We start from the raw sequence: 23,498 nt of genomic DNA on the forward strand, positions 1-23,498 counted from the left end.
CAATTTGGTCAAAAACGCGCGGAAGTGCAGAAAAGAGGGCACTAGTGTCTGAGCAGAATACCGGGGAGAATCCCTCGGACTTCCTGCTGCCGTGGCTGGGACAATTGGGACAGCACGCCGGAACGGACACCCTGCTGCATTTCACCCCGTCCGCTGCCAACAGCATTGACCTCACACACGCCCATCCGTCCGGGCTGGCCCAGCTGCTCGCCGGACGCCGGACGCGGCTCTCCACCCTGCTGCGGGACCCGGACCAGTACGGTGCCGCGATGAAGGCAGGCCGCCTGCTCCGCGCCAAGATCTACGAACTCGGCACCGACCGGGGCATCGACGTCGGCTACATCGCTGCCGGGACCGCGTCCTGGCGCTACGCCTCGGACGAGGCACTGCGTCCCGAGTCGCTGACCGCCCCCGTCCTGCTCACCCCGGTGGCCCTCACCGTTCACGCCTCCCAGGATGACTATGAGCTTCAGCTGACCGAAAAGGCCGCCCTCAATCCGGCCCTGGTCCGCCACCTCCAGAACGAGCAGGGACTGGAGATCGACGTCGATGCCCTGACCCGGCTGGCTTACGGCACCGCCCGCTTCGACCCGCACCCGGTCCTCGAAAAGCTCCGTGCCGTCACCGGCAGCGTGCGCGGCATCAACATCGAGCACCGCCTGCTGGTCTCCACCTTCGCCGACCTTGCCGACCTTTCAGAGGATCCGGCGCTGGATCCGGCCCACCCGATCCTCCGCGCCCTGATCGACGCTGCCCGCGACGGCTCGGCCGAGCCTCCGGCCGCCCGGCCCCTGGACCTTCCGCCGCTGGATGACCGGGACCCGGCCGATGAACTGCTGATCCTGGACGCGGACCGGCAGCAGCAGGAAGTACTCGACCTGATCAACGCCGGACAGTCGCTGGTGGTCTCCGCCCCCGCGGGTACCGGACAGACCCAGACGGCACTGAACGCCGTCGCCGCACTGGCCAATGCCGGCAAATCCGTGCTGGTGGTAGCCGAACGCCGCGGCACCCTGAACCAGTTCGTCTCCGAGCTGGACGCCCTGCAGCTGGGTTCGCTTGTACTGCAGGTCAACGCCGGGCTCACCCAGCAGCAGCTCAAGGACCAGCTGGTCCGGGCCATCGTCCGGAACGAAAAGTCGAAGGCACCCGAACTGGCCGGCCTGCACAAGGTGCTGCAGGAGAACCGCCACCAGCTGCGGGACCACGTCAAGAGCCTGCACAACGTCCGCCGCCGGTGGGGATGCTCGCCGTACCAGGCCATGCAGTCCCTGGCGGAACTGACCTCCATGAATCCCGCACCGGCCACCACCGTGCGGCTCAAGCGCAGCGTGCTGGACAGCATCACCGACCGTACCGAGCTCACCGGACGGCTGCGCCGGGCCGCCGAGCTGGGCAGCTTCAGCCGCGCTGCCACCACCAGCCCCTGGTACGGTGCCAAGCTGCTGAACCGCAAGGAGACCGAGGAAGCCTACGCGCTTACCCAGACCCTTGCCACCGACCTGCCGGCCCTGCGCGCCAAGGTGCAGGACGTGGCCGAACACTCGCAGATCCGGCTGGGTGAAACCTTCGCCCAGTGGGGTGAGCAGTTGGAACTGCTGGTCGCCGTCCGGGAAAGCCTGGACAAGTTCACGCCGGATATTTTCGACCGCCCGGTGACCGACCTTATTTCCGCCACGGCGTCCTCCTCCTGGCGGCGTGAACGCGGCATAGACATGAGTTCCATGACCCGCTCCCGGCTGCGCCGGGTGGCCAAGGAGTACATCCGCCCCGGCGTGCATATCTCCGACCTGCATGCCTCCCTCCTCGAGGTCCAGCAGCAGCGGGCCACCTGGACGCGGTACGCCACCACCCAGCGCCACCCCTCGGTTCCCACCGGCCTGGCCGACATTAACCGGTCCTACCTGCTGGTGAAACGTCAGCTGGACACGTTGACGGACATACTTGCCGAGACGCCGCTGCACCCGGACCTTGCATCCCTGCCGCTGGATGAACTGGAAAAACAGCTGAGCCAGCTCGCCGGCGACCGCGAGACCCTGGAGACGCTGCCTGAACGCACCCTGCTGCTGGACGAGATGCGCGCCCAGGGCCTGGGCGAGCTGCTTGATGACCTGAGCGAGCGCGAGGTGCAGCCCCGCCACGTGGGCTATGAACTCGAGCTGGCCTGGTGGCAGTCCGCCCTCGAAGCCATGATCAGCGGCGACGACTACCTCGCGATGTCCGACGGCAACAGCCTGCGCCGGCTGGAGGCCGAATACCGGCTTGCCGACAATGCGCATATTGCCTCCGGCAGCTCGCGGCTGCGCTGGAGCCTGGCCTCGCGCTGGCGTGCCGGTGTCGACAAATCCAAAGCTGCCGCCCAGGACCTGCGTGAGCTGATCAAGGACGGGGAACTCTCCCTGGCCAGCCTGTGCGAACAGTCCGAGGAACTGGTTTCCTCACTGCTGCCGGTATGGGCAGCGAGTCCCCTGGTGCTGCCGATGGTCCTGCCCGAAGGCCGGCGCTTTGACACGGTGGTGCTGCTGGACGCCGAATCGACCAGCCTGCAGTCGGCCGTTCCGGCGCTGGCCCGTGCCGGGCAGGTTGTCGCCTTCGGTGATTCCCGGCTGGGCGGCCCGCGGCCGTTCACCATCGGGGTGGAACCGGCCGGAGCGCAGGGGCAGAACACTGAACTGCCCAGCGCCTTCGAGGCCCTGGAACGCGTCCTGCCGACCCGCAGCCTCTCCACCGTTTACCGCGGGACCGACAAAGCCCTGCTGAAGCAGCTGAGCGATTCCTTCTACGGCGGACGCCTGTCCATGGTGCCGGCTGCTGATGAGGTGGCCAACGGCCACCGCTCCCTCTCGGTGGAATACCTGGCGGACGGCACCGGGATGCCCAGCGCCGACCATGAAGGCGTGGAAAGCGTTGCTGCCGAAGTAAACCGCGTCGTGGACCTGGTCTTCGAACACATCCGGCGCCGCCCGCACCAGTCCCTCGGCGTGATCACGGCCAGTCCCCGCCACGCAGTTCGGGTGGCCGAGGCCATCCGCGTGCAGATGGCGAACTTCCCCTGGGCCGCGGACTTCTTTACCGCCAAGGCAGAGTCCTTCCGGGTGGTCCCGGTGGACCGTGCCGTGGGCATGGTCCGCGACTGCGTGATTTTCTCCCTCGGTTTCGGACGTACCCCGCACGGCCGGGCGCTGCACAACTTCGGTCCCCTTTCGGCACCGGACGGCCGCAAGAAATTCGTGACCGCCATGACCCGGGCGCGCTACAAGCAGCACGTGCTGACCTGCTTCCAGCCCGCGGATCTGGACAGGACGCGCCTTGGATACGGGGCACTGGATTTCTACGAGCTCATCAGGCGCGAACTTGATCCTGCGGCTGCCGCTGCGGAAACGTCCAAGGCAGCAGGGGAAACCCCCACCGCCGGCGGCATCATGGACGAGGATCCGCTGGTGGCCGATCTCGTGGGCAGGCTGCGTGAGCGCGGAGCCAAGGTATGGGACCACTATGACGGTGCCATCGACATTGTTGCCGCTGCCCCCGGGAACGGTGACCCCGGTGCCGGGTCGATTCCGCTGGCTATCGAATCAGACGGAACCGACCGGTACCGGGCCATGTCGGTGCGTGAACGAAGCCGGCTCCGCCCTCAGCTGCTCGAACGCCGTGGCTGGAGGTACATGCCGCTGTGGACCATTGAGGTGTTCAGCGACCCGTCCGCCTGCGCGGATCTGGTGAGCCGTTACCTCAACCTGCCCGAGCCTGCGGACGCGGGCTCCCGGGCCGGCGCAGCCGCTCCCGGTACCGGAACGGCGGAGGCCGGTTCCGGCCCCGCTGGAAATGCTTCAACCACACCGCAGGGCCGGCAAATCACGGTGACCCCGCACGGAAGCAGTCGCATGCGCGAACGGAGGTCCGGGTCCCTGCCCGAGCGCAGCGAAGGAGAGTAAACATGACCGGTGCAAACAGCCGGGAGCCCGAGCAGCGGGCGAACTCGGCGACGCAGCGCCAGGCGCAGACGGCCGCGGGACACGCCGGACCGGGGGAGCCCGCCGAACCGACGGTACGCAGGCGTGGGAACCGCCGCGCCGGGTCTCCCGGACCGGCCGGACTGCTGCCGGAGAAAGCCAAAGAGGATGACCCCCGAGTGTGGGGCGACGGTCCGGACGACAGGGATTCCTGGCTGCTGGAGCAGCGCCCGCCGCACTGGGGCTAGCCGGGCGTCCCGCTTCTTCCAGGGGATCCTGTCCCAAAGGCAGTCTCTTTGCACGTGGCCACTTGGTCGAACTCAGGCAGCCGGCGTCATCCTTCGGTGAGAACCAGATAAATGCTGCCTGTTCCGGAAGCCGCGGTAAGTCGGGCAGCATTGTCGCGGCTGGCCGCCACCACCACCAGCCCTTCGTCGCCGGTTGCCGGCCAGCCTCCGGCGGGCTCGGTGCCGGATACCCAGAGCACGGGCACAGACGTTGCCAGGACCTCTGCGCCAGTGCTCTGCCCGGATTCCGCCAGTGCGCCGGCCGGGTCGGCACCCGTGACCACCGTGACAAGTTGCCCCGGTCCAAGCAGGTCCAGCACCGACGGGTCTGCCGGGCGCAGAGGAATGGCAACGGTGCCCGGCGGTGTCCCGGCCAGCAGGCCGGAACCGGCCAGCGAAACATCTGTCACCGGGCTGCCGTGCAGCAGAGGTGTGGCCAGGCGTCGGCCCAGCAGTTCCTCGGTACGTTCGTAAGCTCCCGGCGGTGCGGCCCCGGCGGGAAGCCGGACGGTTTCCAAGGAAGTGCTATCCAGGACGGTCCCGACGGCAAGGTCCCGGGAAGCAGTCACCACCACCGTACGGTCGGTCTCCGGCGGAACCAGCGCCTGGACCGCGCAGCCTATGGCAGCACAGCAGGCCAGGGCAGCCAAAAGGCGGCGGTGGCGGGTGAGGAAGCGCCGCAGCCGCGGGGCGCGGCCAGGCCCGGGAAGGGTGGAAGGGCGGAGGCGGCGGTATCGCATGCCGTCACACTAGGGCCGCTGCGGGGAGGGATTCCGGCGGGTCCGGCCTAAGGGGACCGGACAGCGACGGCCGTGGCTGGAAAACCCTCTGTGGAGGCCAGGTCAGGGCGCGGAAGCCGGGTCAGAGATGGCAAGGTCCCGGGAACCATGCAGGCCCCGGGACCACCATTTAGGTAAAGAGGGTAGTGAAACGTCAGGCAGACGCGCCGGCGGATCCTGTCGAAGCCGGGGCAGCTGAACCACTGCCGCTATCGGCCTTGGCGGCAGGCTTCGCTGCATCGCTCTTGGCGGTCTCGGACTTGGAAGCGGCCGCGGGTACGCTCGAGGCGGCATCGCGGGAGTCAGTGCGGTAAAAGCCGGAACCCTTGAAGACCACTCCGACGCTGTTGAACTTCTTGCGAAGGCGGCCACCGCATTCGGGGCAGACGGTCAGGGAATCCTCGCTGAAGGACTGCTGGATATCGAATGAATGGGTGCAGTCCTTGCAGGCATACGCGTACGTTGGCACTCTAGTAACTCCTCCTTGGCACTCTATGGCCTCGAGTGCTAAGTATACATGTGCTGAGCGGGCAGTTCGTGCCAGCCGGACGGCGTCAGGACCCCGTCCACGGGTGCATCCAGGGGAGTGGTTTCGAAGTGTCCGGCGGGCACAAACTCGTGGTCGTACACCACTGCCGCCGCCGGGGTCGCATTGCCGTCAGCCCGCAACCGGGCAAGGAAACGGTCATAGTAGCCACCGCCCTTGCCCATCCGGCCCCCGGCGTCGTCGGCCGCGAGGGCAGGCACGAGGATCAGGGCGAGGCCGGCTAGGTCCGCTGCGGCGTACCGGGGCCCGGCCGGTTCCAGAAGAGAGCCAAAGAGTCCCGGTGCCATGTCGATGCCGGGAGTCCAGTAGCACCAGGACAGGCGGCGGTCAGGCTCGCATATCGGCACCACCACCCGGTAGCCCGCTTCCGTGAGTCCGGTCAGCAGTCCGGCGGTGCCCGGTTCGCTTCCGACAGAGAGATACCCGGCCACCGTTGCTCCCGCCGGCAGCCGGTCCGTCACGACGGCCAGTCCCCGTTCTTCCAACGCCGCGGCCGCGTGCTGCCGCTCGGCGTCGGACAGTGCGCGGCGGGCCTGCAGGAAATCCGCGCGGGCCTGGACTTTGCTCATTTGATGCATACGAACCATTGTCCCAACACCCCCGCGTATTTGGTGCAAATGAAGCACACTTAGGTACTCTTACCACTATGACGACAGCACGCCCCACCGTAACCAAAGCCGTAATCCCCGCCGCAGGCCTGGGTACACGCTTCCTGCCAGCCACGAAGGCGATGCCGAAGGAAATGCTTCCGGTCGTGGATAAGCCGGCAATCCAGTACGTGGTCGAGGAAGCCGTAAACGCAGGCATGCCCGACATCCTGATGATCACGGGACGGAACAAGCGGTCCCTCGAAGACCATTTTGACCGTGTTCCGTTTATCGAAAAGACGCTGGAAGACAAGGGCGACCTCGAAAAGCTTGCCATGGTGCGCGCTGCGTCCGAACTCGGCGAGATCCACTACCTCCGGCAGGGCGATCCCAAGGGGCTGGGGCATGCGGTGCTGCGCGCCAAGCTGCACGTGGGTGACGAACCGTTCGCCGTCCTGCTCGGTGATGACCTCATCGACGCCCGCGACCCGCTGCTGGAGAAGATGGTCGAAGTGCAGGCCAAGACCGGCGGCTCCGTCATTGCCCTGATCGAGGTCGATCCGGAGCAGATCAGTGCCTACGGCTGCGCCGACATCTCCGTGGTTGAGGGCGAAGACTACGTCCGGGTGAACAAGCTCGTTGAGAAGCCCGACGTTGATGAAGCGCCGTCCAACCTGGCCGTGATCGGCCGGTACGTGCTGCACCCGGCCGTTTTTGATGTCCTGGAGGAAACCGGACCGGGCCGCGGCGGAGAAATCCAGCTGACCGACGCCCTGCAGACCCTGGCTGCAGCCGACGGCGAAGGTTCCGGCGTCTACGGCGTGGTGTTCCGCGGCCGCCGGTACGACACCGGTGACAAGATGAGCTACCTCAAGGCCGTGGTGACCCTCGCCTCCGAGCGCGAAGACCTGGGTCCGGGCCTGCGCGAATGGCTGAAGGACTTCACCGGTAGCCTCGAAGGCTAACTGCCGTGTGGGGCTCGACCGTATGGCCGGTGGTGCTGGAGAGCGACGACATTATTCTCCGGCCCATCCGGCTCCGGGATCGGCGGGAATGGACCGAGGTCCGTTCCCGCAATGCCGGCTGGGTCGGACCCTGGGAGGCCACCAATCCCGTGCGCGGCGGTACGCCGCCGACGTACGCAGACATGGTCCGCAGCCTGAACCGCCAGGCGCGGCAGGACTCAGCCCTGCCGTTCCTGATCACCGAGCGGCAGGATCCGGCCCGGGCACCGGCAATAGTGGGGCAACTGACTGTATCCACCATTGTCTGGGGCTCGGCGCGGATGGCGACCCTTGGATATTGGGTGGACCAGGCCCGTGCCGGACGCGGCATAGTACCCACGGCTGTAGCCCTTGCCACCGACCACTGCTTTTCCGCGCTGGGCCTGCACCGGATGGAAATCAACATCCGGCCGGAAAACCGCCCGAGCCTCCGGGTGGTGGAAAAGCTGGGTTTCCGCGACGAGGGACTGCGCCTGAAATACCTGCACATCAACGGCGAGTGGGCCGACCACCGCAGTTTCGCGCTGACCGCTGAAGAGGTGCCGGAAGGGCTGTTGAACCGCTGGAGGTCGCGGCGGACCCGCTAGGCAACTTTTTTCACACCCGACACGCCGACACACCGCCTCCAATACGGCGGCGACAGGCCGGGAGCTTCTACCGTCGTAAGTGTGGACTTCCCTCTGAACAGCTCCCTCAACAGCTCGCTTGTGCTGGCACTTGCCGTTGCGTTGTGGCTGCTGTGGGTCGGTCCGTATATCTTCCGGCGCGCAGCCGTTCAGGCCGCGGCTCCCACGTCCTCTACCGCCAACCATCCGCCCGCCTCCCCGGACAAGGGGTCCCAGAGGAACACTATGTACAACACGAGCAATACACCCAGCGGGGGCGGGTCGACACAGTCTTACGCAGGCGGGCCCGGCGGCGGAATGCAGCCTGCCGCCTTCCGCATCCGCAAGGGCCGGCTCACCCTGGCGCTAACCGGGCTGCTGGCACTCATGACGGTACTGGTCGGAGGGGTGCTCGCTGCGGCCACTGCGGTTTCCTGGCTGGTTCCCGCAGCGGGCCTGGCGACGGCGGCCGTCTCAGTGATCGGACTCCGCAGCCTGGCGCTCCGGGACCGGCGGCGCCGGGTGCAGAATGCCTTCCGGGAGGCCATGGGTCCGGATGTCCAGCACCGGACTGCAGTGGCTTTCCCCGCGGACAGCGAGCTTGAGGATCGTCAGGAATCCGCCCCTGTGACGCCGCAGCCGCCCCTGCGCGAGACCGTTCTGTTCGATCTGCAGGCCGTACCGGCGCCGGACACCGCCGTGGAAACAGCCCCCGCGGCATCCCCCTCCCCGCGGGTAGCCCGCGAAGCGGCTGAGCCTGAGGCGCCGAAGGTGCCCGCGCTGCCGCCCAAGGCAGGCACCACCCCGTGGGAGCCGGTAGAGGTGCCGAAGCCGGTGTACGTCGACGCCCCCAAGGCCGCCCGTCCGGCTCCTGAACCGATAGTCCTGCCGGAGCCGCCGCGGCCGATGACCAAGACCCCGCTGCGTCCCGGCGCGGTGCCGGCCCTTCCCTCGGCACAGGAGCGCCCGGAGACCGGCAAGATCAACCTCGACGACGTTCTGCAGCGTCGCCGGGCCTAGCCGCCCGCGGACTCCCGGCTGCCGGATGTCGACCGAGCATGCCGGCCCCGGCCGGGCCGCCGATGCGGTGTCCGTCCTGGCCGCTGCCGCAATGCGCGGCCCGCTGCAGGATCTGCTGAGGCCCCGCGGCCTGCGGCTGGAAGACTGGCGGCATCTGCGCACCCACCACCGGCCCGGCGGATCCGTCTCCGCGCTTTACCGGGTCCGCTGCCGGCCTGCCGGAGCCGCGTCCCCCGGGTCGGACGGCCTTCAGACCAAAGGGCTGGTCCTGCATATCGGTGCCACCACCGCGGACGCGGCGGCCGGGCCGGACGGCCCGCACACGGCCTCGGCCCGAATTGCCGGACACCGGCTGAGGCTGTGGATTCATCCCCACGATCCGGCCTTGCCCGGATTGCCTTGGGCCACGGATGCCGCAGCGGTGGGCCGCGATGCCTTTGCCTCCACCGAACCGGTGCGGCTGCGGCTGCTGGCCTACCGGCCGCTGCGCCGGGCGGTGCTGCACGTCGAGCACCCCCGCGGCACCGCCTACCTGAAACTGCTTCCGGAAGAGCAGCTGCCCGCCCTGCGCAGACGCCACCTGATGCTTGAGACAGCCGGCGTACCGGCCCCGCGCCTGCTCGAAATACCCGGGGCCGCGGCGCGCAGCGCGCTGGCGCTCACCGCACTGCCTGGAACCTCCCTCTTCCGGCTGCTGGTGGAGGACGGCGCGGCCGGGGTGGCACCCGAACATTTTCTCGAACTGCTGGATGCTCTCCCAGCGCAGGCAGCCGACCTGCCCCGCCGACGGTCCTGGGCCGAAGGCGCCCACGACTACGCGGACGCGGCAGCAGCGCTACTGCCCGGCGAGGCGGACGGTATCCGGACGCTGGCAGCCGGGGTGCAGCAGGCGCTCGAAGCCACACCGGCCGGGCCCGTGGTCCCCGTGCACGGCGACTTCCATGAGGGCAACCTGCTGCTGACGGGCACCGCTATCAGCGGTCTGCTCGACATCGACGCCCTGGGCCCCGGACACCGGGTGGACGATTTGGCGTGCCTGATCGGCCACCTAGCGGTGCTGGCGGCCGCCAACCCCTCGCAGCCCCAGCTGGAGACGGCCCTGCAGAAGTACCGGCAGGTGTTCGGAGCGGCAGTTGACCCGGCGGCCCTGAACGCACGGGCTGCCGGCGTCGTGCTCTCCCTTGTGGCCGGGGCGGGCGGCGCACACCGCAGCGCACGTATTCTCAGTGCCAAGCTGCGGTTGGAAACCGCCCGGCGCCTGCTCCGGGACGCCTCGCAGTAGCTGCCGGTCCGGTGATCCGTGGCAGGTTATTCAGCGGGCGGAACCAGCTTTTCCAGCAGCGGCTCGGTGCGGTACGGAATGTGCTCGTGCAGGGCCAGGACAGTTTCCGTGCGGATAACGCCCTTGAGCCGCAGGAGTGAACGCAGCGCCTGCTGCAGCTGCTGGGTATCCGTGGCGGTAACCCGGCACCAGACGTCACCGCGGCCCGAGATCTCATGGACCTCCAGCACCTGGGGAAGGGTGCGCAACCCGGAAATGACGCCGTCGAGTTCCCGGTGGGTTACCTCAATGGTGACGAAGGCCTGCACATCGTAGCCAAGCTGCGCCAGGTCTACTTCCCGTCCGGCGGTGCGGATGACGCCGGCGCGGAGCAGATGCCGCACGTGGCTCTGGGCGGTGTTGCGGGCCACGCCGAGCCTTTCGCTCAAGTCGCTGATCTGGGCCCGGGGATCCCTTACCAGTTCCAGCAGCAGGCGGCGGTCCAGCGCGTCCAGATTGGCCATTTAGCGCATCTCCTGTCAGTGGCAAGCGACCATATTGAGCGAATTGATCAAAAGAACACTCTAATGTGTTCTCACTGCAGTGCAACACCCCATCCTGTAGGAGCATTAGCTACAAACAGGACGGAAACATTAGTGACAGTGCTCAGTGAGCTGCGCATGCAGCCCGCCGCCCGGACCAAGCGAAAGGAATGGGACGCCGCCATACGTCCCCGGCTCATCCTGACGCTTGCCGTGATGTCCACGCTGCTCGTCGGCGCCAACCTGGCCACTCCGCTCTATCCGTTGCTGGGAGCATCGCTCGGACTGTCCTATTTCGGCGTCACACTGGCATTCGCCTCCTACGTCCTGGTCCTGGTGGCAGGGCTGCTGCTCGTGGGGCACTGGTCGGATTACATCGGACGCCGCGCCGCCCTCGTGCTGGCAGGAGTTGTCTCCCTCGCCGGCGGCCTGATTTTCGGTACCGCCACCGATGTCGGGGCACTGATGATAGGCCGTGCGCTGCAGGGCGCCTCCGTGGCCCTGGCCACCGGAGCGAGCTCGGCCGCACTGCGCGAGCTGCTGCCGCACCGGCCCGAATGGGCCACGCGCTTCACCCTGCTGGTCTCGGCCGGGGGCGTGGCCGCCGGTCCGGTGATCGGCGGGCTGCTTTCGCTGCTGCCGGCCCCGACCCTGACTCCGTTCCTGATTCACTCCGCGGTCCTGGCGGGATTGCTGGTGCCACTGTGCCTGCTCAAGGCACGCCCGGCCATCTCCCTGTCGGAGGGACGGCCGCTGGCCATGCTGCGCCCGCGCAAGCCCGCCGTCTCGCATCGTGCCCGTACCCAGTTCTGGGTGGCATCGGCCACCGGGTTCCTTAGTTTTGCTGCGTTCGGTTTCTGCCTTTCCCTGGCACCGTCCTATTTTTCGACCATTGCCGGCACCACCTGGCGGCCGGCAATCGGCCTGCTGGCTGCCCTCGCGCTCGGTGCCTCCGCGGTCAGCCAGCTGACCGGTATCCGCGGCCGGTACACCGCTCCGGCGGGCCTGGCCCTGATGGGAACCGGAATCGCCCTGATCCCGGTGGCGGGCACCGCAGACAGCCTGCCACTGCTGATCGCCGCCTGCCTGCTGGCCGGGTTCGGCCAGGGGATGGCCTTCCGGGTGGTCTTCAACGAGGTGGCCGCAGCCGTGGAAGCTTCCGAGCACGCGCGGATCATCAGCACCGTCTATGTCATCACCTACCTGGGCAGTGCCCTGCCCGTGCTCGGGCTGGGTGCCGCGGGTGCCCTCTGGGGGTTGGAACCCTCCGTCGCCTGGTTCTCCGGGCTCATTACTGCCGCCTGCCTCGTCCTCGCCGTCCTCAGCCTTGTCCGGGCCAGGCGCAGCAGCACCGCCTAGGGACACGCGCCGGTACGCCGGCCGGCCGCGGGAAGTAGGCTGGACGGATGCATGCATTTCCCACCTCCGCCCCGGAGGGCCCAGGAACCGGCCGGGGATCAGGAGGAACCGAACGGGACGGTTCCGGACCTGATGTCATCGGCCTGGACATCGGCGGGACCAAGACCCATGGCATCAGGCTGCGGAACGGCGTCGTCGTTGCCGAAGCAACCGCCGGCAGCGCCAATGTCCAGAACGTTTCCGTGGAAGCGGCCCGGGCCTCGCTGATGGACATTTTTACCCGGCTGGGTAACCGCGGGGTGACCCGGGTGATCGCCGGATCAGGAGGGGTGGACACGGAACAGGACGCCGCTGCGCTGCGCGCGCTGATCTCGGCGCAGGTGCCCGACGCCGCCGTCGACGTCGTCCACGACACCCGGCTGATCCTCGCGGCCGGCTCGGCCTCGGAAGGTATCGCCGTTATTGCCGGCACCGGGTCGGTGGCCTGGGGAATCGATGCGGCCGGACGCCAGGCCCGTTCCGGCGGCTGGGGCCACCTTCTCGGAGACGAAGGCAGCGGGTACTGGATAGGACGGGAAGCCGTGCGGCACGCCCTGCGCCTGGACAACTTGGGCCGGGAGCCGGACGCCCTCAGCTCCGCCCTGCTGCAGGCCACGGATCTGAGGCACCCCGCGGAACTGATCGGGCTCTTCCACGGCGGCACCGACCGCCGCTTCTGGGCGGGCAAGGCGGGGCTGGTGTTCGATGCCGCCCGGGCCGGCAGCCCTGCGGCCACTGACATAGTGCATGCCGCAGCGGAGCATCTGGCCGGGCTGACCATCGACGTGGCCCGACTGCTGAAGATGTCCGGACCGGTGGTGGTCGGCGGCGGGTTGGGCATGCACCAGTCTCTGCTCCAGGAGCTGCTCCGGTCCAGGCTGAACGCTGCGGGTCTGGCAGATGTACGGTTCCTCGCCCAGGACCCCGTTTTCGGTACGGCGTATCTTCTCGGCACGGAGGGGACCGGACATGGCAGCTGACTTCGACGTGCGCGTAGGCGCATACGCAGTGATTGTCCGTGACGGAGAAATCCTCCTGGCGCACTGGAACCAGTACGGCAACTCGCGGTGGACCCTTCCGGGCGGAGGGCTCGAATACGGTGAGGACGCGCCAACCGCAGCCATCAGGGAAGTCCGGGAGGAAACCGGCTTCGAGGTCAGGCTGGGGGCCCTGCTCGGTGTGGACAGCCATTTCATTCCGCCCGGGCGCCGGATGCGCGGGGAACCCCGGCTGATGCACGGCCTGCGCATCATTTACGCTGCGGAAGTCACCGGGGGAGCGCTGCGCCACGAAACCGGCGGCAGCACCGATGAGGCCGCCTGGTTTCCGCTGGCGGAGGTCCCGTCCCTGGACCGGACCGAGCTGGTGGACGCGGGCCTCCGTCTCTTCGACAGCCCGGACGTACACAGCGGTCCCGGCACCCCGGCGGGCTAACCATCCCGGGGACCTCACCCCGCGGAACGCACCGCACGAATCCATCGCCGGGACACCTACTGCTGGACTAGCGCGGCAGCCGTGAAATACCGTGATCCTTCACGGCACGTCGCGACCTGCCAGTGCACCGGCATCCCTCACGGAAGGCACGCAGCATGACCCCGCCGCCAGACCCTGTCCCTCACAACGAAGCTCCCGCCGACTCCCCGGCGTCCACCGCTGCAGCCGGGGCGGCTGCGGTGACGCCGATGATCCGTTTCCGGTCCGTCACCAAGACCTACGGCGAGGCCGCCCCGGCGGTGAACAACCTGAACCTGGACATTGCCCGCGGGTCCGTCACCGTATTCGTCGGCCCGTCCGGCTGCGGCAAAACGACGTCGCTGCGCATGATCAACCGGATGGTGGAGCCCAGCTCCGGCAGCATCGAGGTGGACGGCCGGGACATCGCCCAGGGACCGGCGGCGCAGCTGAGACGTTCCATGGGCTACGTCATGCAGTCCTCCGGCCTGCTGCCGCACCGGACCGTGCTGGACAACGTGGCCACCGTGCCCCGGCTGAACGGCACCTCGCGGCGCGAGGCACGGCGCCGCGCGGCGGAACTGCTCGACGTCGTCGGGCTGGCCTCCACGCTGGGCAACCGGTATCCGGCACAGCTCTCCGGCGGGCAGCAACAGCGGGTGGGAGTAGCCAGGGCGCTGGCGGCAGATCCGCCGGTACTGCTGATGGATGAACCCTTCAGCGCCGTGGACCCGGTGGTGCGGCACGAACTGCAGCAGGAACTGCTGCGCCTGCAGCAGGACCTGTCCAAAACCATCGTGTTCGTTACCCACGACATTGACGAGGCCACCATCCTCGGAGACAAGGTTGCCGTCTTCGGCACCGGCGGGCGCCTGGCCCAGTACGCAGCCCCGGAGGAGATCCTGCGGGCACCGGTGGATGACTTCGTGGCCGGATTCGTGGGACGCGACCGCGGCTTCCGGCATCTGTCCTTCCAGGACGGCGGCGCGGTGCCCGTCCACCCGGTGCAGCTGCTTCGCGCCGACCAGCTGCCGGATCCGGCCGTGGACGTCACCGACGGCTGGGCCCTGTGCGTGGACGACGACGGCGCCCCGCTGGGCTGGGTGCCCGCAGCAGCCCGGCGCTCCATCACCGGCACCGGGTCCCTCATACCGGGCGGATCGCTGTATCCCGAAGGGGAGAGCCTGCGCCGTGCCCTGGACGCTGCACTGTCCTCACCCTCGGGGATGGGCGTGGCCGTGGACGCCCGGGGCCGGGTCACCGGCGTCGTCCGCCCCGCCGAGATCCTGGCGCTGATCGAAGCAGCCCGCGTGCAGCGGAGCGGAGCCTGAGATGGAGTGGTTCCTCTCCCATACCGATGACGTACTGCGGCTGAGCGCCCTGCACCTCTACCAGTCAGTAGTGCCGCTGGTGATCGGCGTGCTGATTGCCGTGCCCGCGGCACAGCTGGTGCGCGGACGGCGGAAGATCCGCACGTTTGTGCTCTCCACCGGCTCCCTGCTTTACACCATCCCCTCGCTGGCACTGTTCGTCACCCTGCCCGCGATCCTGGGCACGCGCATCCTGGAAATGGCCAACATCATCGTTGCCCTCACCATCTACGCGGTCGCCCTGATGCTGCGGGTGGCGGTGGATGCCTTCGATTCAGTCGACGACGGCGTCCGGCAGGCAGCGGTTGCCATGGGATACCGCCCGCTGCGCCGCTTCCTCACCGTTGACCTGCCCCTCTCGGTGCCGGTGCTCATCGCGGGACTGCGCGTCGTCTCGGTCAGCAACATCTCCATGGTCAGCGTGGGCGCCCTGATCGGGGTGCAGAACCTGGGCTTTTTCTTCAGCGACGGCCTCCGGCGGAACTTCGTCACCGAAATTGTGGTGGGCATCCTTGCCACCCTCGTCCTTGCGTTCCTGATGGACCTGATCCTTGTGCTGCTGCAGCGCTTCCTGACACCCTGGCGGCGTGCCGCCGGCGGCACCGGCACGGGCCGCAGCACTGTCGGACGCCCGGACCGAGGCGGGGACGCCGCCACCACGGCCTCCCGCCCGGTTCCGCTCGCCGCGCCCGACGCCGCGCTGAAGGGGGCATGACCATGTCTGCGGCGCTGTCCCTGCACCTGCCTCTCGCCGACTACACCAGCACCAACGCCCTGGGCCAGGGCTGGGAATGGCTGACCGACCCGGCCAACTGGAGCGGCGCCGCCGGGATCCCGGTCCGGACCCTGGAACACCTGCAGTACACGGGGCTGGCGCTGCTGATTGCCGCGGCCATCGCCGTGCCGGTAGGCCTGCTGATAGGGCATACCGGCCGCGGACAGGTGACGGTGGTGGCGCTCTCGGGGCTGTTACGGGCCCTGCCGACGCTCGGCATGCTCACCCTGTTTGTGCTCCTGGCCGGCCTGGGCCTGATGCCGCCCATCTGGGCGCTGGTGCTGCTGGCCGTGCCGCCGCTGCTGGCCGGCACCTACGCCGGGGTGGCCGCCGTCGACCGCAGCGTGGTGGATGCCGCCCGCAGCCTGGGCATGACCGAAGCCCAGATCCTGTTCAAGGTGGAGCTGCCCAACGGCATGCGGGTGCTGCTGGGCGGGCTGCGCGGCGCCACCCTGCAGGTGGTGGCCACCGCTGCCGTGGTGGCTACCATCAACCTCGGCGGACTGGGCCGGTACCTGATCGACGGGCTGGCTGTAGGGGACTACGGGCGGGTGTTCGGCGGGGCGGTCATCATTGCCCTGCTGGCCCTGGCCGTGGATGCCGTTATTGCCCTCGCCTCACGCTTTCTTATTCCCAAAGGACTCGGGCGCCGACAGGCGTCCGGCACATCGACCGGCAGCGGAGTTCCCGCGGCCGGCGCACTAGGAGGAAAACCATGATGCAGCACGCGAGCCGGAATCCCCGGCGGAAGGCCCTGGCGGTCCTCGCCGGCGGGATGGCACTGGCCCTGGCTGGCTGCAGCGGAGGCGGTGATCCGCTGGACAACGAAAGCGCCCCGGCTGCCTCGGGCAGCAGCACCGAACAGGCCGTGGTGGTGGGGTCTGCGGACTTCCCCGAAAGCAGCACCATTGCCGAGATCTATGCCGGCGCCCTGAACGCTGCCGGTATCCCGGCGGAGACCCGGCTGGGTATCGGGTCCCGCGAGGTATACATCCCGGCACTGGAAGACGGCTCGATTGACCTGATCCCGGAATACACCGGCTCACTGCTGGTGGAAGTGGATCCGGAAACCGCGCTGGTGGATCCCGGCGAGATTGTCGATGCCCTGAGCGAGAAGCTCCCGGAAAACCTGGTGGTCCTGGAACCCTCGGATGCCGAGGACAAGGACGCCATGGTGGTCACCGCTGCCACTGCCGAAAAGTACCAGCTGGAAACCGTCGAGGACCTGGCGGAGGTGTGCGGGGAACTCACCCTCGGCGCACCGGCCGAGTTTGCCGAGCGCACCCAGGGTCTGGCCGGCCTGAAAGACAAATACGGCTGCGAGTTCAAGGAGTTCACCGCCATCGGTGACAGCGGCGGTCCGCTGACCGTGGACGCCCTGATCAATGACGATGTGCAGGTGGCCGATATCTACACCACCAGCCCGGCGATCGAGGAAAACGGCCTGGTGGTCCTGGAAGACCCGAAGCAAAACTGGCCCGCCCAGCAGGTTATCCCGCTGATTGCCGATGACCGGGTCAGCGATGAAGCCCGCGAGGTCCTGAACAGCGTTTCCGCCCAGCTGACCACGGAGGACCTGATCGCCCTGAACCAGGCCGTCAGCGGTGACCAGAAGCTGGATCCCAGCGAAGCGGCACAGGACTGGCTGGAGGAGAAAGGCCTCGCCTGAGCCCCGGCCGGTACTCCGGCGCATATCCGGCACCCCTGCAGTGACACATACGCTGCGGGGGTGCCGCGCTGTGGCATCCTAAAGAAATGGCAGAATTCAAGCAGTCGCACAAACTCCATAACGTCCTCTATGACATCCGCGGACCGCTGCTGGAACACGCGCAGCGCATGGAGGCGGCCGGCCACCGCATCCTGAAACTGAACATCGGCAACCCCGCCCCGTTCGGTTTCGAGGCACCCGAGGCGATCCTGGTGGACATGATGCGCCACCTGCCCAAAGCCCAGGGGTACAGCGATTCCCGCGGCATCTTCTCCGCCCGCACCGCCGTCGTGCAGTACTACCAGGGCCGGGGCATCAACAACATCGACGTTGACGACGTGTACCTGGGCAACGGGGTCAGCGAACTCATCACCCTGTCCCTGCAGGCGCTGCTGAACAACGGCGACGAGATCCTCGTCCCCGCCCCCGACTACCCGCTGTGGACGGCCTCCGTCTCCCTGGCCGGCGGCACCGCAGTGCACTACATGTGCGATGAAAACGAGCACTGGTGGCCCGATGTGGATGACATCGCGGCGAAGATCACCGACCGGACCAAGGGCATTGTCCTGATCAACCCGAACAACCCCACGGGCGCGGTCTACCCCGAGCACGTGGTGAAGTCGATCGTGGACCTGGCACGCAAGCACGGCCTGATCATCTTCTCTGACGAAATCTACGAAAAGATCGTCTACGACGACGCCGTGCACATCAACTCTGCCTCCCTCACGGGGGACGACGTCCTCTGCCTGACCTTCAGCGGCCTGTCCAAGGCCTACCGGATTGCCGGGTACCGCAGCGGCTGGATGGCCATCTCCGGGCCGAAACAGGATGCCGCGGACTACATCGAGGGCATCAACCTGCTGGCGAACATGCGGCTGTGCGCCAATGTTCCGGCCCAGCATGCCATCCAAACCGCCCTCGGCGGCTACCAGAGCATCAACGACCTGATCCTGCCCGGCGGCCGGCTGCGCGCCCAGCGGGACAAGGCCTACCAGATGCTCAACGACATTCCCGGCGTCAGCTGCGAACTGGCCCAGGGGGCCCTGTATCTCTTCCCGCGCCTGGATCCGGACGTTTACCCCATCAAGGATGACGAGCAGTTTGCCCTGGACCTGCTTAAGCAGCAGAAGATCCTGATTTCGGTGGGCACGGCCTTCAACTGGGTACGGCCGGACCATTTCCGCATGGTGTTCCTGCCCAGCGTGGAGGACATCGAGGACGCCATGCAGCGCCTGGGCGAGTTCCTGGCCGGTTACCGGAAGTAGCTTCAGGAGCTGCCGGGCCCGGTGGGACGGCCCGTTCCGGGGCCTGTCCTGCCGGTGCTCCGCCTCCCGTGTGGCCCAGTCAGTGGGTCTGCTTCGCCGGTCCTATTCGCCGGCAGCCCGTTCCCGGGCGGCGTCCAGGCGCTCCCGCGCGCCCTGAAGCCAGGACTCGCAGCGGGTGGCCAGGTGCTCGCCGCGCTCCCACAGGGCCAGGGATTCCTCCAGGCTGGCGCCGCCGGTTTCGAGCCGTCCCACTACTGCCATCAGTTCGTCGCGTGCCTGCTCGTAGCTCATGGCCTCGATGTCTGCCGGTACTGCCGGTGTTTCACTCATGTTTTGTCCTCAATGCTTGCTGGTGTGCTGTGTCGTGGTGTGAAAGGTGTTCGGGCGGGGGAGTGCGGGGGAGGCCGGTCAGCGGGTGCCTTCGGTGGCGGTGAGTTCACCGACTGCCACGCGGATCCTCAGCGGGGCTTCGGCGGGCACCGTGCCTGCGTCGCGTACTACTGAACCGTCCTTCAGCTGGACCACTGCATAACCGCGGTCCAGGGTGTTCTGCGGCGAAAGCGCACGAACCTGGGCCCGCAGATGCCCGATCCGGTCCGTGTCCCGCCGGACTTCGGCGGTCACGGCGGAGAGGGCCCTGCCGCGCAGCCGGGAGATCTCCTCCTCCCGGTGCTCGACCATGGACAGCGGTGCGGCCAATACCGGCCGGGACCGGACGTGGTTCAGCCGGTCCGTCTCACGGGTAAGCAGCGTCTGGATCACGCGGCGCAGCTGGGCCCGCGACTGCCGGACCCGGGCCAGCTCCTCGCCCACGTCAGGGACTATCCGTTTCGCGGCATCCGTGGGGGTCGAGGCGCGCAGGTCGGCAACGTCGTCGAGCAGCGGACGGTCCGCCTCGTGGCCGATGGCACTGACCACCGGGGTGAGCGCGGCGGACACCGCGCGGACCAGGTCCTCGTGGCTGAACGGCAACAGATCCTCCAGCGATCCGCCGCCGCGGGCGATCACGATGACGTCCACCTCGGGCATGGCATCAAGCTCCGCCAGCGCCCGGCTCACCTCGGCGACGGCGTTGACGCCCTGGACGGCCACCTCGCGCACCTCGAAGGCGACGGCGGGCCAGCGCAGCGCGGCGTTGCGCATCACGTCCTTCATGGCGTCGGAATTGCGGCCGGTGATCAGACCGATCCGTCCGGGCAGCAGCGGCAGGGGAAGCTTACGGTCTTCCCGGAACAGGCCTTCGGCTGCCAGTGCCTGCCGCAGCCGCTCGATCCGGGCCAGCAGGTCCCCCAGCCCCACGGGCCGGATGTCCCGGGTCTGCATGGACAGCCGCCCGGTTTTCACCCAGAAGTCCGGTTTCACCAGGGCCACCACCCGGGCACCGCGCTCCAGCGGAAGCTCCAGCCTGTTCATCACCGCGCTCCATGCCGTCAGCGACAGCGAGACTTCGGCATCGACGTCGCGCAGCGTGATGTAGGAGGCGTTGGCACGCCGGTTCAGCTCGATGACCTGCCCTTCCACCCAAGTGGCCGGCGCGCGGTCAATGTAGCTCTTCAGGTTCTTGGAGAGCAGTGCCAGCGGCCACGGGTTCTCCGGTGAGGTCTGCGCGGCCGTTGCGGGCAGTGTGGTCTTCTCCGGGGTATTCTCGGGACTCAACGGCCCGCTGTCGTCTTGCATCTGGAGGCTCCCGCGGTGGATTGGATGTGGCACTGGGACCGGAGTGGAAACCGGTACAGCTTAATGTGTATCAGGTACGTCCCCCTGTCCTTGCTCCAACCGGTGTTGAAGCGGGCCGAAACAGCCGGCACGCAGCCGGCCCGCAACAGACAAGGAACCCCCTATGCGCACCCTCGCCTCGGCGATCCTGGGCCTGCTGGCCGTGCTGCTCACGTCCGCCGCCTTCTGCGGAGCCTGGCTCAACACCAACGTCGTGACGGAAAGCGGGTTCGCCGCCCTGGGTGCGCCGCTGGCCGAGGACGAGACGTTCCAGCGCGAACTTGCCTCTTCCCTGGCTACGGAGGCTGCCGCCTCCGCCGACGTGCCGGAACCGCTGGCCGAGCTGGTGACGCCGCTGATTACCTCCGCGGTGGAAAACGTCCAGGCCCTGCCTGACTACCCGGAAGCCTGGAACGAGTCGCTGCGCCGCTCGCACGCGCTCACGTTCTCGTCCGAAAACGGCGGAGAGCCCTCCGGGAACCTGACCCTGGACGTTGCGCCCCTTGTCGGGCTGGTCACGGAAACGGTGGGAAGCGAATTGAACGTGGATGTTCCCGCCCCGGAGCAAGTGCCGGTGCAGATCGGCGGAGCGGGACATCCGGAGCTGCTGCGCAACGCGGAACGCGCCGGGGAGGCTTGGCCGGTACTGGCCCTGGCCGCCGCTGCTGCAGCGGTCCTCGCCCTGCTGACGGCACGGCGGCGCTCCACCACACTGGCCCTGATGGGACTCGGTGCGGCGCTCGCAGGTGCGGTGCTGTGGTTTGGGGCACGGATGGTCCCGGAGCTGGTTTCCTCCCAGCAGTTCAGCAGCCCGGTGGGATCGGCGTTCGCGAATGCCTTTGCCGGAGAGGCGGCAGCAAGCCTGTCAGCGTGGACGGTGGCGCTGATGCTGGCCGGTGCGGCGGTGTTCGTGGTGGGGCTGCTGGTCCGGGCACTGGGCGGGTCCCGGAGGTAGCTCCGCTGTGAGCGTACCCACCCCGTCGTCGCCCGGCGGGGCCCTGTATACCCGATAGCATGGGTGCATGACCAGCACAGTTGTCTCCGTGCCTATGCCCACCGTGCCCCGGCGGCGCCGCACCCCCGAGGAAGTGGCTTCCGCTGCTCCCGTGTACGGGCCCCGGCGCGTCCTGCTCGCGGCACCGCGCGGCTACTGCGCCGGAGTGGACCGTGCAGTGATCGCCGTCGAGAAGGCGCTGGAGGCCTACGGCCCGCCCATCTACGTGCGCAAGCAGATTGTCCATAACCTGCACGTGGTCCGCACCCTGGAGGAACAGGGCGCGATCTTCGTGGATGAAACCGACGAGGTGCCCGAAGGCGCCCGGCTGATCTTCTCCGCTCACGGAGTCTCACCCGCCGTCGTCCAGTCCGCCAAGGACCGGAACCTGCAGACCATTGACGCCACGTGCCCGCTGGTCACCAAGGTGCACCGCGAAGCAGTGCGCTTTGCCCGCGATGATTTCGACATCCTGCTCATCGGTCACGAAGGGCACGAAGAGGTCGAGGGCACCTACGGCGAAGCGCCGGAGCACATGCAGATTGTCAACGGACCCGAAGACGTGGACAAGGTCACCGTCCGGGATCCGGAGAAGGTCATCTGGCTCTCCCAGACCACCCTCAGCGTGGACGAAGCCATGCACACCGTGAACCTGCTCCGGGAGCGTTTCCCCACCCTGCAGGACCCGCCCAGCGACGACATTTGCTACGCCACCTCCAACCGGCAGGCGGCCATCAAGAAGATCGCCCCGGAAGCGGACCTGGTGCTGGTGGTGGGCTCGGCGAACTCCTCCAACTCCGTCCGGCTCGTGGAAGTGGCGCTCGAATACGGCGCCAAGGCGTCCTACCGCGTGGACTTTGCCAATGAAGTGGATGAAAGCTGGTTCGAGGGCGTGGCCACCGTGGGTGTCACCTCCGGTGCCTCCGTGCCGGAGAACCTGGTCCAGGACGTGCTGAACCTGCTTGCCGAGTACGGCTACGGCGACGTCGAAGAGGTTGTCACGGCCGAGGAGGACATCATCTTCTCGCTGCCCAAGGAAATCCGGGCCACTCTGAAGGCCATGGGGGATTCCTCCCGGGGGCTTGGCGGCCGCCGCCGTGCCGACGAGTCCTAGCGCCCGGTATCATTTACTAACGTGGCTCTTACTATTGGCATCGTCGGCCTGCCCAACGTCGGCAAATCAACCCTGTTCAATGCGCTGACCCGCAACAACGTGCTGGCGGCGAACTATCCGTTCGCCACCATCGAACCGAATGTCGGCGTCGTCTCGCTTCCGGATCCGCGGCTGGCGAAGCTGGCCGAGATCTTCGGGTCGGCCCGCATCCTCCCGGCAACCGTGTCCTTTGTGGACATTGCCGGCATTGTGAAGGGTGCCTCCGAAGGTGAAGGGCTGGGCAACCAGTTCCTGGCCAACATCCGCGAGGCTGAGGCCATTGCACAGGTTATCCGCGTGTTTGATGACCCCGATGTCATCCACGTGGACGGCAAGGTGGATCCGCGCTCTGACATGGAGACGATCAACACCGAGCTGATCCTGGCCGACCTGCAGACGCTGGAAAAGGCGATCCCGCGGGTGGAAAAGGAAGTCAAGATCAAGAAGCGCGAGCCCGCGCAGCTGGCCGCCATGCAGGCCGCGCAGGCCGTGCTGGAACGCGGCGACACCATCTTCTCCTCGGCGGAGAAGGACAAGCTGGAGATGGAGCACCTCCGCGAGCTGAGCCTGCTCACCGCCAAGCCGTTCATCTACGTGTTCAACGTGGACGACGCCGTGCTGGGCAACCCGGAGCGCCAGGCCGAACTGCGTGAACTCGTGGCCCCTGCAGACGCCATCTTCCTTGACGCCAAGCTCGAAGCCGACCTGGTGGAGCTGGACGAGGAAGAAGCTCGCGAAATGCTGGAGATGAGCGGTCAGGAAGAGTCGGGCCTGGACAAGCTGGCCCGCGTCGGCTTCCACACCCTGGGCCTGCAGACCTACCTGACGGCCGGTCCCAAGGAAACCCGTGCGTGGACCATCCGCAAGGGCGATACCGCACCGCAGGCTGCCGGCGTCATCCACACCGACTTCCAGCGCGGCTTCATCAAGGCCGAAGTGGTGTCCTTCGATGATCTGGTGGAGGCCGGTTCCATGGCCGAGGCCAAGTCCCGCGGCAAGGTCCGCATCGAGGGCAAGGAATACGTTATGGCCGACGGCGATGTGGTTGAATTTAGATTTAATGTCTAGATTCTTCGCCTGAA

Annotated in this window: 23 protein-coding genes; 17 read left to right on the forward strand and 6 right to left on the reverse strand. The window is 67.7% G+C overall.

Annotated elements, in window-relative coordinates; translation table 11 throughout:
- The first annotated feature begins 44 nt into the window (after window positions 1-44).
- Both AC5RTS_RS05035 and AC5RTS_RS05040 read left to right on the forward strand, forming a co-directional pair.
- A complete protein-coding gene (locus AC5RTS_RS05035; protein ID WP_493990987.1) occupies window positions 45-3,935 on the forward strand; it encodes an AAA family ATPase in 3,891 nt (1,296 codons plus the stop codon).
- A 2-nt stretch (window positions 3,936-3,937) separates the two neighbouring features.
- Window positions 3,938-4,201 carry a hypothetical protein gene (locus AC5RTS_RS05040; protein ID WP_493990988.1) on the forward strand — a complete coding sequence of 88 codons (264 nt, stop codon included), beginning with the start codon at window positions 3,938-3,940 and terminating at the stop codon, window positions 4,199-4,201.
- Between the two features lie 86 nt (window positions 4,202-4,287).
- Here AC5RTS_RS05040 and cpaB read toward each other — a convergent pair whose 3' ends face one another.
- From cpaB to AC5RTS_RS05055, 3 genes are all read right to left on the reverse strand, one after another.
- Window positions 4,288-4,980: a Flp pilus assembly protein CpaB gene (cpaB, locus tag AC5RTS_RS05045; RefSeq protein ID WP_493990989.1), complete on the reverse strand. Its 693-nt coding sequence runs from the start codon at window positions 4,978-4,980 to the stop codon at window positions 4,288-4,290.
- A 193-nt stretch (window positions 4,981-5,173) separates the two neighbouring features.
- Complete coding sequence (locus tag AC5RTS_RS05050) at window positions 5,174-5,488, reverse strand: FmdB family zinc ribbon protein (RefSeq protein WP_493990990.1); 315 nt, start codon at window positions 5,486-5,488, stop codon at window positions 5,174-5,176.
- 38 nt (window positions 5,489-5,526) lie between these two features.
- Window positions 5,527-6,135, reverse strand: a complete 609-nt coding sequence (locus tag AC5RTS_RS05055) for a 5-formyltetrahydrofolate cyclo-ligase (protein ID WP_493990991.1) — start codon at window positions 6,133-6,135, stop codon at window positions 5,527-5,529.
- 77 nt (window positions 6,136-6,212) lie between these two features.
- On the opposite strand from AC5RTS_RS05055, the gene galU reads away from it, so the two are divergent.
- From galU to AC5RTS_RS05075, 4 genes are all read left to right on the forward strand, one after another.
- A complete protein-coding gene (gene galU / locus AC5RTS_RS05060) occupies window positions 6,213-7,118 on the forward strand; it encodes a UTP--glucose-1-phosphate uridylyltransferase GalU (RefSeq protein WP_227903737.1) in 906 nt (301 codons plus the stop codon).
- 5 nt (window positions 7,119-7,123) lie between these two features.
- Window positions 7,124-7,744 (forward strand): GNAT family N-acetyltransferase, encoded by a 621-nt coding sequence (locus tag AC5RTS_RS05065; RefSeq protein WP_493990992.1) that lies wholly within the window; start codon window positions 7,124-7,126, stop codon window positions 7,742-7,744.
- Window positions 7,745-7,825: 81 nt separating this feature from the next.
- Window positions 7,826-8,782 carry a hypothetical protein gene (locus AC5RTS_RS05070; RefSeq protein WP_493990993.1) on the forward strand — a complete coding sequence of 319 codons (957 nt, stop codon included), beginning with the start codon at window positions 7,826-7,828 and terminating at the stop codon, window positions 8,780-8,782.
- Between the two features lie 25 nt (window positions 8,783-8,807).
- The gene (locus AC5RTS_RS05075) at window positions 8,808-10,064 is read left to right on the forward strand and encodes a phosphotransferase (RefSeq protein WP_493990994.1); all 1,257 of its coding nucleotides are present in this window, start codon (window positions 8,808-8,810) and stop codon (window positions 10,062-10,064) included.
- A gap of 26 nt (window positions 10,065-10,090) precedes the next feature.
- On the opposite strand, the gene AC5RTS_RS05080 is transcribed toward AC5RTS_RS05075, so the two are convergent.
- On the reverse strand, window positions 10,091-10,567 hold the full coding sequence (locus tag AC5RTS_RS05080) for an Lrp/AsnC family transcriptional regulator (protein WP_493990995.1): 477 nt from the start codon (window positions 10,565-10,567) through the stop codon (window positions 10,091-10,093).
- 132 nt (window positions 10,568-10,699) lie between these two features.
- Between AC5RTS_RS05080 and AC5RTS_RS05085 the strand changes: the two genes are divergently transcribed.
- The 8 genes from AC5RTS_RS05085 (at window position 10,700) to AC5RTS_RS05120 (ending at window position 18,553) form a co-directional block, all read left to right on the forward strand.
- On the forward strand, window positions 10,700-11,944 hold the full coding sequence (locus AC5RTS_RS05085; RefSeq protein ID WP_493990996.1) for an MFS transporter: 1,245 nt from the start codon (window positions 10,700-10,702) through the stop codon (window positions 11,942-11,944).
- Window positions 11,945-11,991: 47 nt separating this feature from the next.
- Complete coding sequence (locus AC5RTS_RS05090) at window positions 11,992-12,963, forward strand: N-acetylglucosamine kinase (protein WP_493990997.1); 972 nt, start codon at window positions 11,992-11,994, stop codon at window positions 12,961-12,963.
- On the forward strand, window positions 12,953-13,417 hold the full coding sequence (locus AC5RTS_RS05095) for an NUDIX hydrolase (RefSeq protein ID WP_493990998.1): 465 nt from the start codon (window positions 12,953-12,955) through the stop codon (window positions 13,415-13,417). Before AC5RTS_RS05090 ends, AC5RTS_RS05095 begins: the two co-directional genes overlap by 11 nt.
- A gap of 248 nt (window positions 13,418-13,665) precedes the next feature.
- The gene (locus tag AC5RTS_RS05100) at window positions 13,666-14,766 is read left to right on the forward strand and encodes an ABC transporter ATP-binding protein (RefSeq protein WP_493991301.1); all 1,101 of its coding nucleotides are present in this window, start codon (window positions 13,666-13,668) and stop codon (window positions 14,764-14,766) included.
- Between the two features lies 1 nt (window position 14,767).
- Window positions 14,768-15,520: an ABC transporter permease gene (locus tag AC5RTS_RS05105; RefSeq protein WP_493990999.1), complete on the forward strand. Its 753-nt coding sequence runs from the start codon at window positions 14,768-14,770 to the stop codon at window positions 15,518-15,520.
- On the forward strand, window positions 15,517-16,299 hold the full coding sequence (locus tag AC5RTS_RS05110; RefSeq protein ID WP_493991000.1) for an ABC transporter permease: 783 nt from the start codon (window positions 15,517-15,519) through the stop codon (window positions 16,297-16,299). The genes AC5RTS_RS05105 and AC5RTS_RS05110 overlap by 4 nt, the downstream gene beginning before the upstream one ends.
- Window positions 16,296-17,249, forward strand: coding sequence for an ABC transporter substrate-binding protein (locus AC5RTS_RS05115; RefSeq protein ID WP_493991001.1), 954 nt, complete (start codon window positions 16,296-16,298; stop codon window positions 17,247-17,249). Before AC5RTS_RS05110 ends, AC5RTS_RS05115 begins: the two co-directional genes overlap by 4 nt.
- An 86-nt stretch (window positions 17,250-17,335) precedes the next feature.
- Window positions 17,336-18,553, forward strand: coding sequence for a pyridoxal phosphate-dependent aminotransferase (locus tag AC5RTS_RS05120; protein ID WP_493991002.1), 1,218 nt, complete (start codon window positions 17,336-17,338; stop codon window positions 18,551-18,553).
- 102 nt (window positions 18,554-18,655) lie between these two features.
- Here the strand turns inward: AC5RTS_RS05120 and AC5RTS_RS05125 are convergent, their stop codons facing one another.
- Window positions 18,656-18,883, reverse strand: coding sequence for an exodeoxyribonuclease VII small subunit (locus tag AC5RTS_RS05125; RefSeq protein WP_493991003.1), 228 nt, complete (start codon window positions 18,881-18,883; stop codon window positions 18,656-18,658).
- Window positions 18,884-18,961: 78 nt separating this feature from the next.
- Window positions 18,962-20,230, reverse strand: a complete 1,269-nt coding sequence (gene xseA / locus AC5RTS_RS05130; RefSeq protein WP_493991004.1) for an exodeoxyribonuclease VII large subunit — start codon at window positions 20,228-20,230, stop codon at window positions 18,962-18,964.
- A gap of 163 nt (window positions 20,231-20,393) precedes the next feature.
- On the opposite strand from xseA, the gene AC5RTS_RS05135 reads away from it, so the two are divergent.
- The 3 genes from AC5RTS_RS05135 (at window position 20,394) to ychF (ending at window position 23,484) form a co-directional block, all read left to right on the forward strand.
- Window positions 20,394-21,224 carry a hypothetical protein gene (locus AC5RTS_RS05135; RefSeq protein ID WP_493991005.1) on the forward strand — a complete coding sequence of 277 codons (831 nt, stop codon included), beginning with the start codon at window positions 20,394-20,396 and terminating at the stop codon, window positions 21,222-21,224.
- 67 nt (window positions 21,225-21,291) lie between these two features.
- Entirely contained in the window at window positions 21,292-22,377 is a 1,086-nt protein-coding gene (locus tag AC5RTS_RS05140; protein ID WP_493991006.1) for a 4-hydroxy-3-methylbut-2-enyl diphosphate reductase, read from the forward strand.
- A 21-nt stretch (window positions 22,378-22,398) separates the two neighbouring features.
- Complete coding sequence (gene ychF / locus AC5RTS_RS05145) at window positions 22,399-23,484, forward strand: redox-regulated ATPase YchF (protein ID WP_493991007.1); 1,086 nt, start codon at window positions 22,399-22,401, stop codon at window positions 23,482-23,484.
- Window positions 23,485-23,498: the final 14 nt, after the last annotated feature.

This window comes from Arthrobacter sp. MDT1-49-2, from assembly GCF_059090185.1.

Coding starts and splice junctions, on each gene's coding strand:
- AC5RTS_RS05120 (WP_493991002.1), top strand. CDS start 17,336: ATGGCAGAATTCAAGCAGTCGCACAAACTCCATAACGTCCTCTATGAC.
- galU (WP_227903737.1), top strand. CDS start 6,213: ATGACGACAGCACGCCCCACCGTAACCAAAGCCGTAATCCCCGCCGCA.
- AC5RTS_RS05090 (WP_493990997.1), top strand. CDS start 11,992: ATGCATGCATTTCCCACCTCCGCCCCGGAGGGCCCAGGAACCGGCCGG.
- AC5RTS_RS05095 (WP_493990998.1), top strand. CDS start 12,953: ATGGCAGCTGACTTCGACGTGCGCGTAGGCGCATACGCAGTGATTGTC.
- AC5RTS_RS05055 (WP_493990991.1), bottom strand. CDS start 6,135: ATGAGCAAAGTCCAGGCCCGCGCGGATTTCCTGCAGGCCCGCCGCGCA.
- xseA (WP_493991004.1), bottom strand. CDS start 20,230: ATGCAAGACGACAGCGGGCCGTTGAGTCCCGAGAATACCCCGGAGAAG.
- AC5RTS_RS05040 (WP_493990988.1), top strand. CDS start 3,938: ATGACCGGTGCAAACAGCCGGGAGCCCGAGCAGCGGGCGAACTCGGCG.
- AC5RTS_RS05100 (WP_493991301.1), top strand. CDS start 13,666: ATGATCCGTTTCCGGTCCGTCACCAAGACCTACGGCGAGGCCGCCCCG.
- AC5RTS_RS05105 (WP_493990999.1), top strand. CDS start 14,768: ATGGAGTGGTTCCTCTCCCATACCGATGACGTACTGCGGCTGAGCGCC.
- cpaB (WP_493990989.1), bottom strand. CDS start 4,980: ATGCGATACCGCCGCCTCCGCCCTTCCACCCTTCCCGGGCCTGGCCGC.
- AC5RTS_RS05135 (WP_493991005.1), top strand. CDS start 20,394: ATGCGCACCCTCGCCTCGGCGATCCTGGGCCTGCTGGCCGTGCTGCTC.
- AC5RTS_RS05125 (WP_493991003.1), bottom strand. CDS start 18,883: ATGAGTGAAACACCGGCAGTACCGGCAGACATCGAGGCCATGAGCTAC.
- AC5RTS_RS05110 (WP_493991000.1), top strand. CDS start 15,517: ATGACCATGTCTGCGGCGCTGTCCCTGCACCTGCCTCTCGCCGACTAC.
- AC5RTS_RS05115 (WP_493991001.1), top strand. CDS start 16,296: ATGATGCAGCACGCGAGCCGGAATCCCCGGCGGAAGGCCCTGGCGGTC.
- AC5RTS_RS05140 (WP_493991006.1), top strand. CDS start 21,292: ATGACCAGCACAGTTGTCTCCGTGCCTATGCCCACCGTGCCCCGGCGG.
- AC5RTS_RS05080 (WP_493990995.1), bottom strand. CDS start 10,567: ATGGCCAATCTGGACGCGCTGGACCGCCGCCTGCTGCTGGAACTGGTA.
- AC5RTS_RS05075 (WP_493990994.1), top strand. CDS start 8,808: ATGTCGACCGAGCATGCCGGCCCCGGCCGGGCCGCCGATGCGGTGTCC.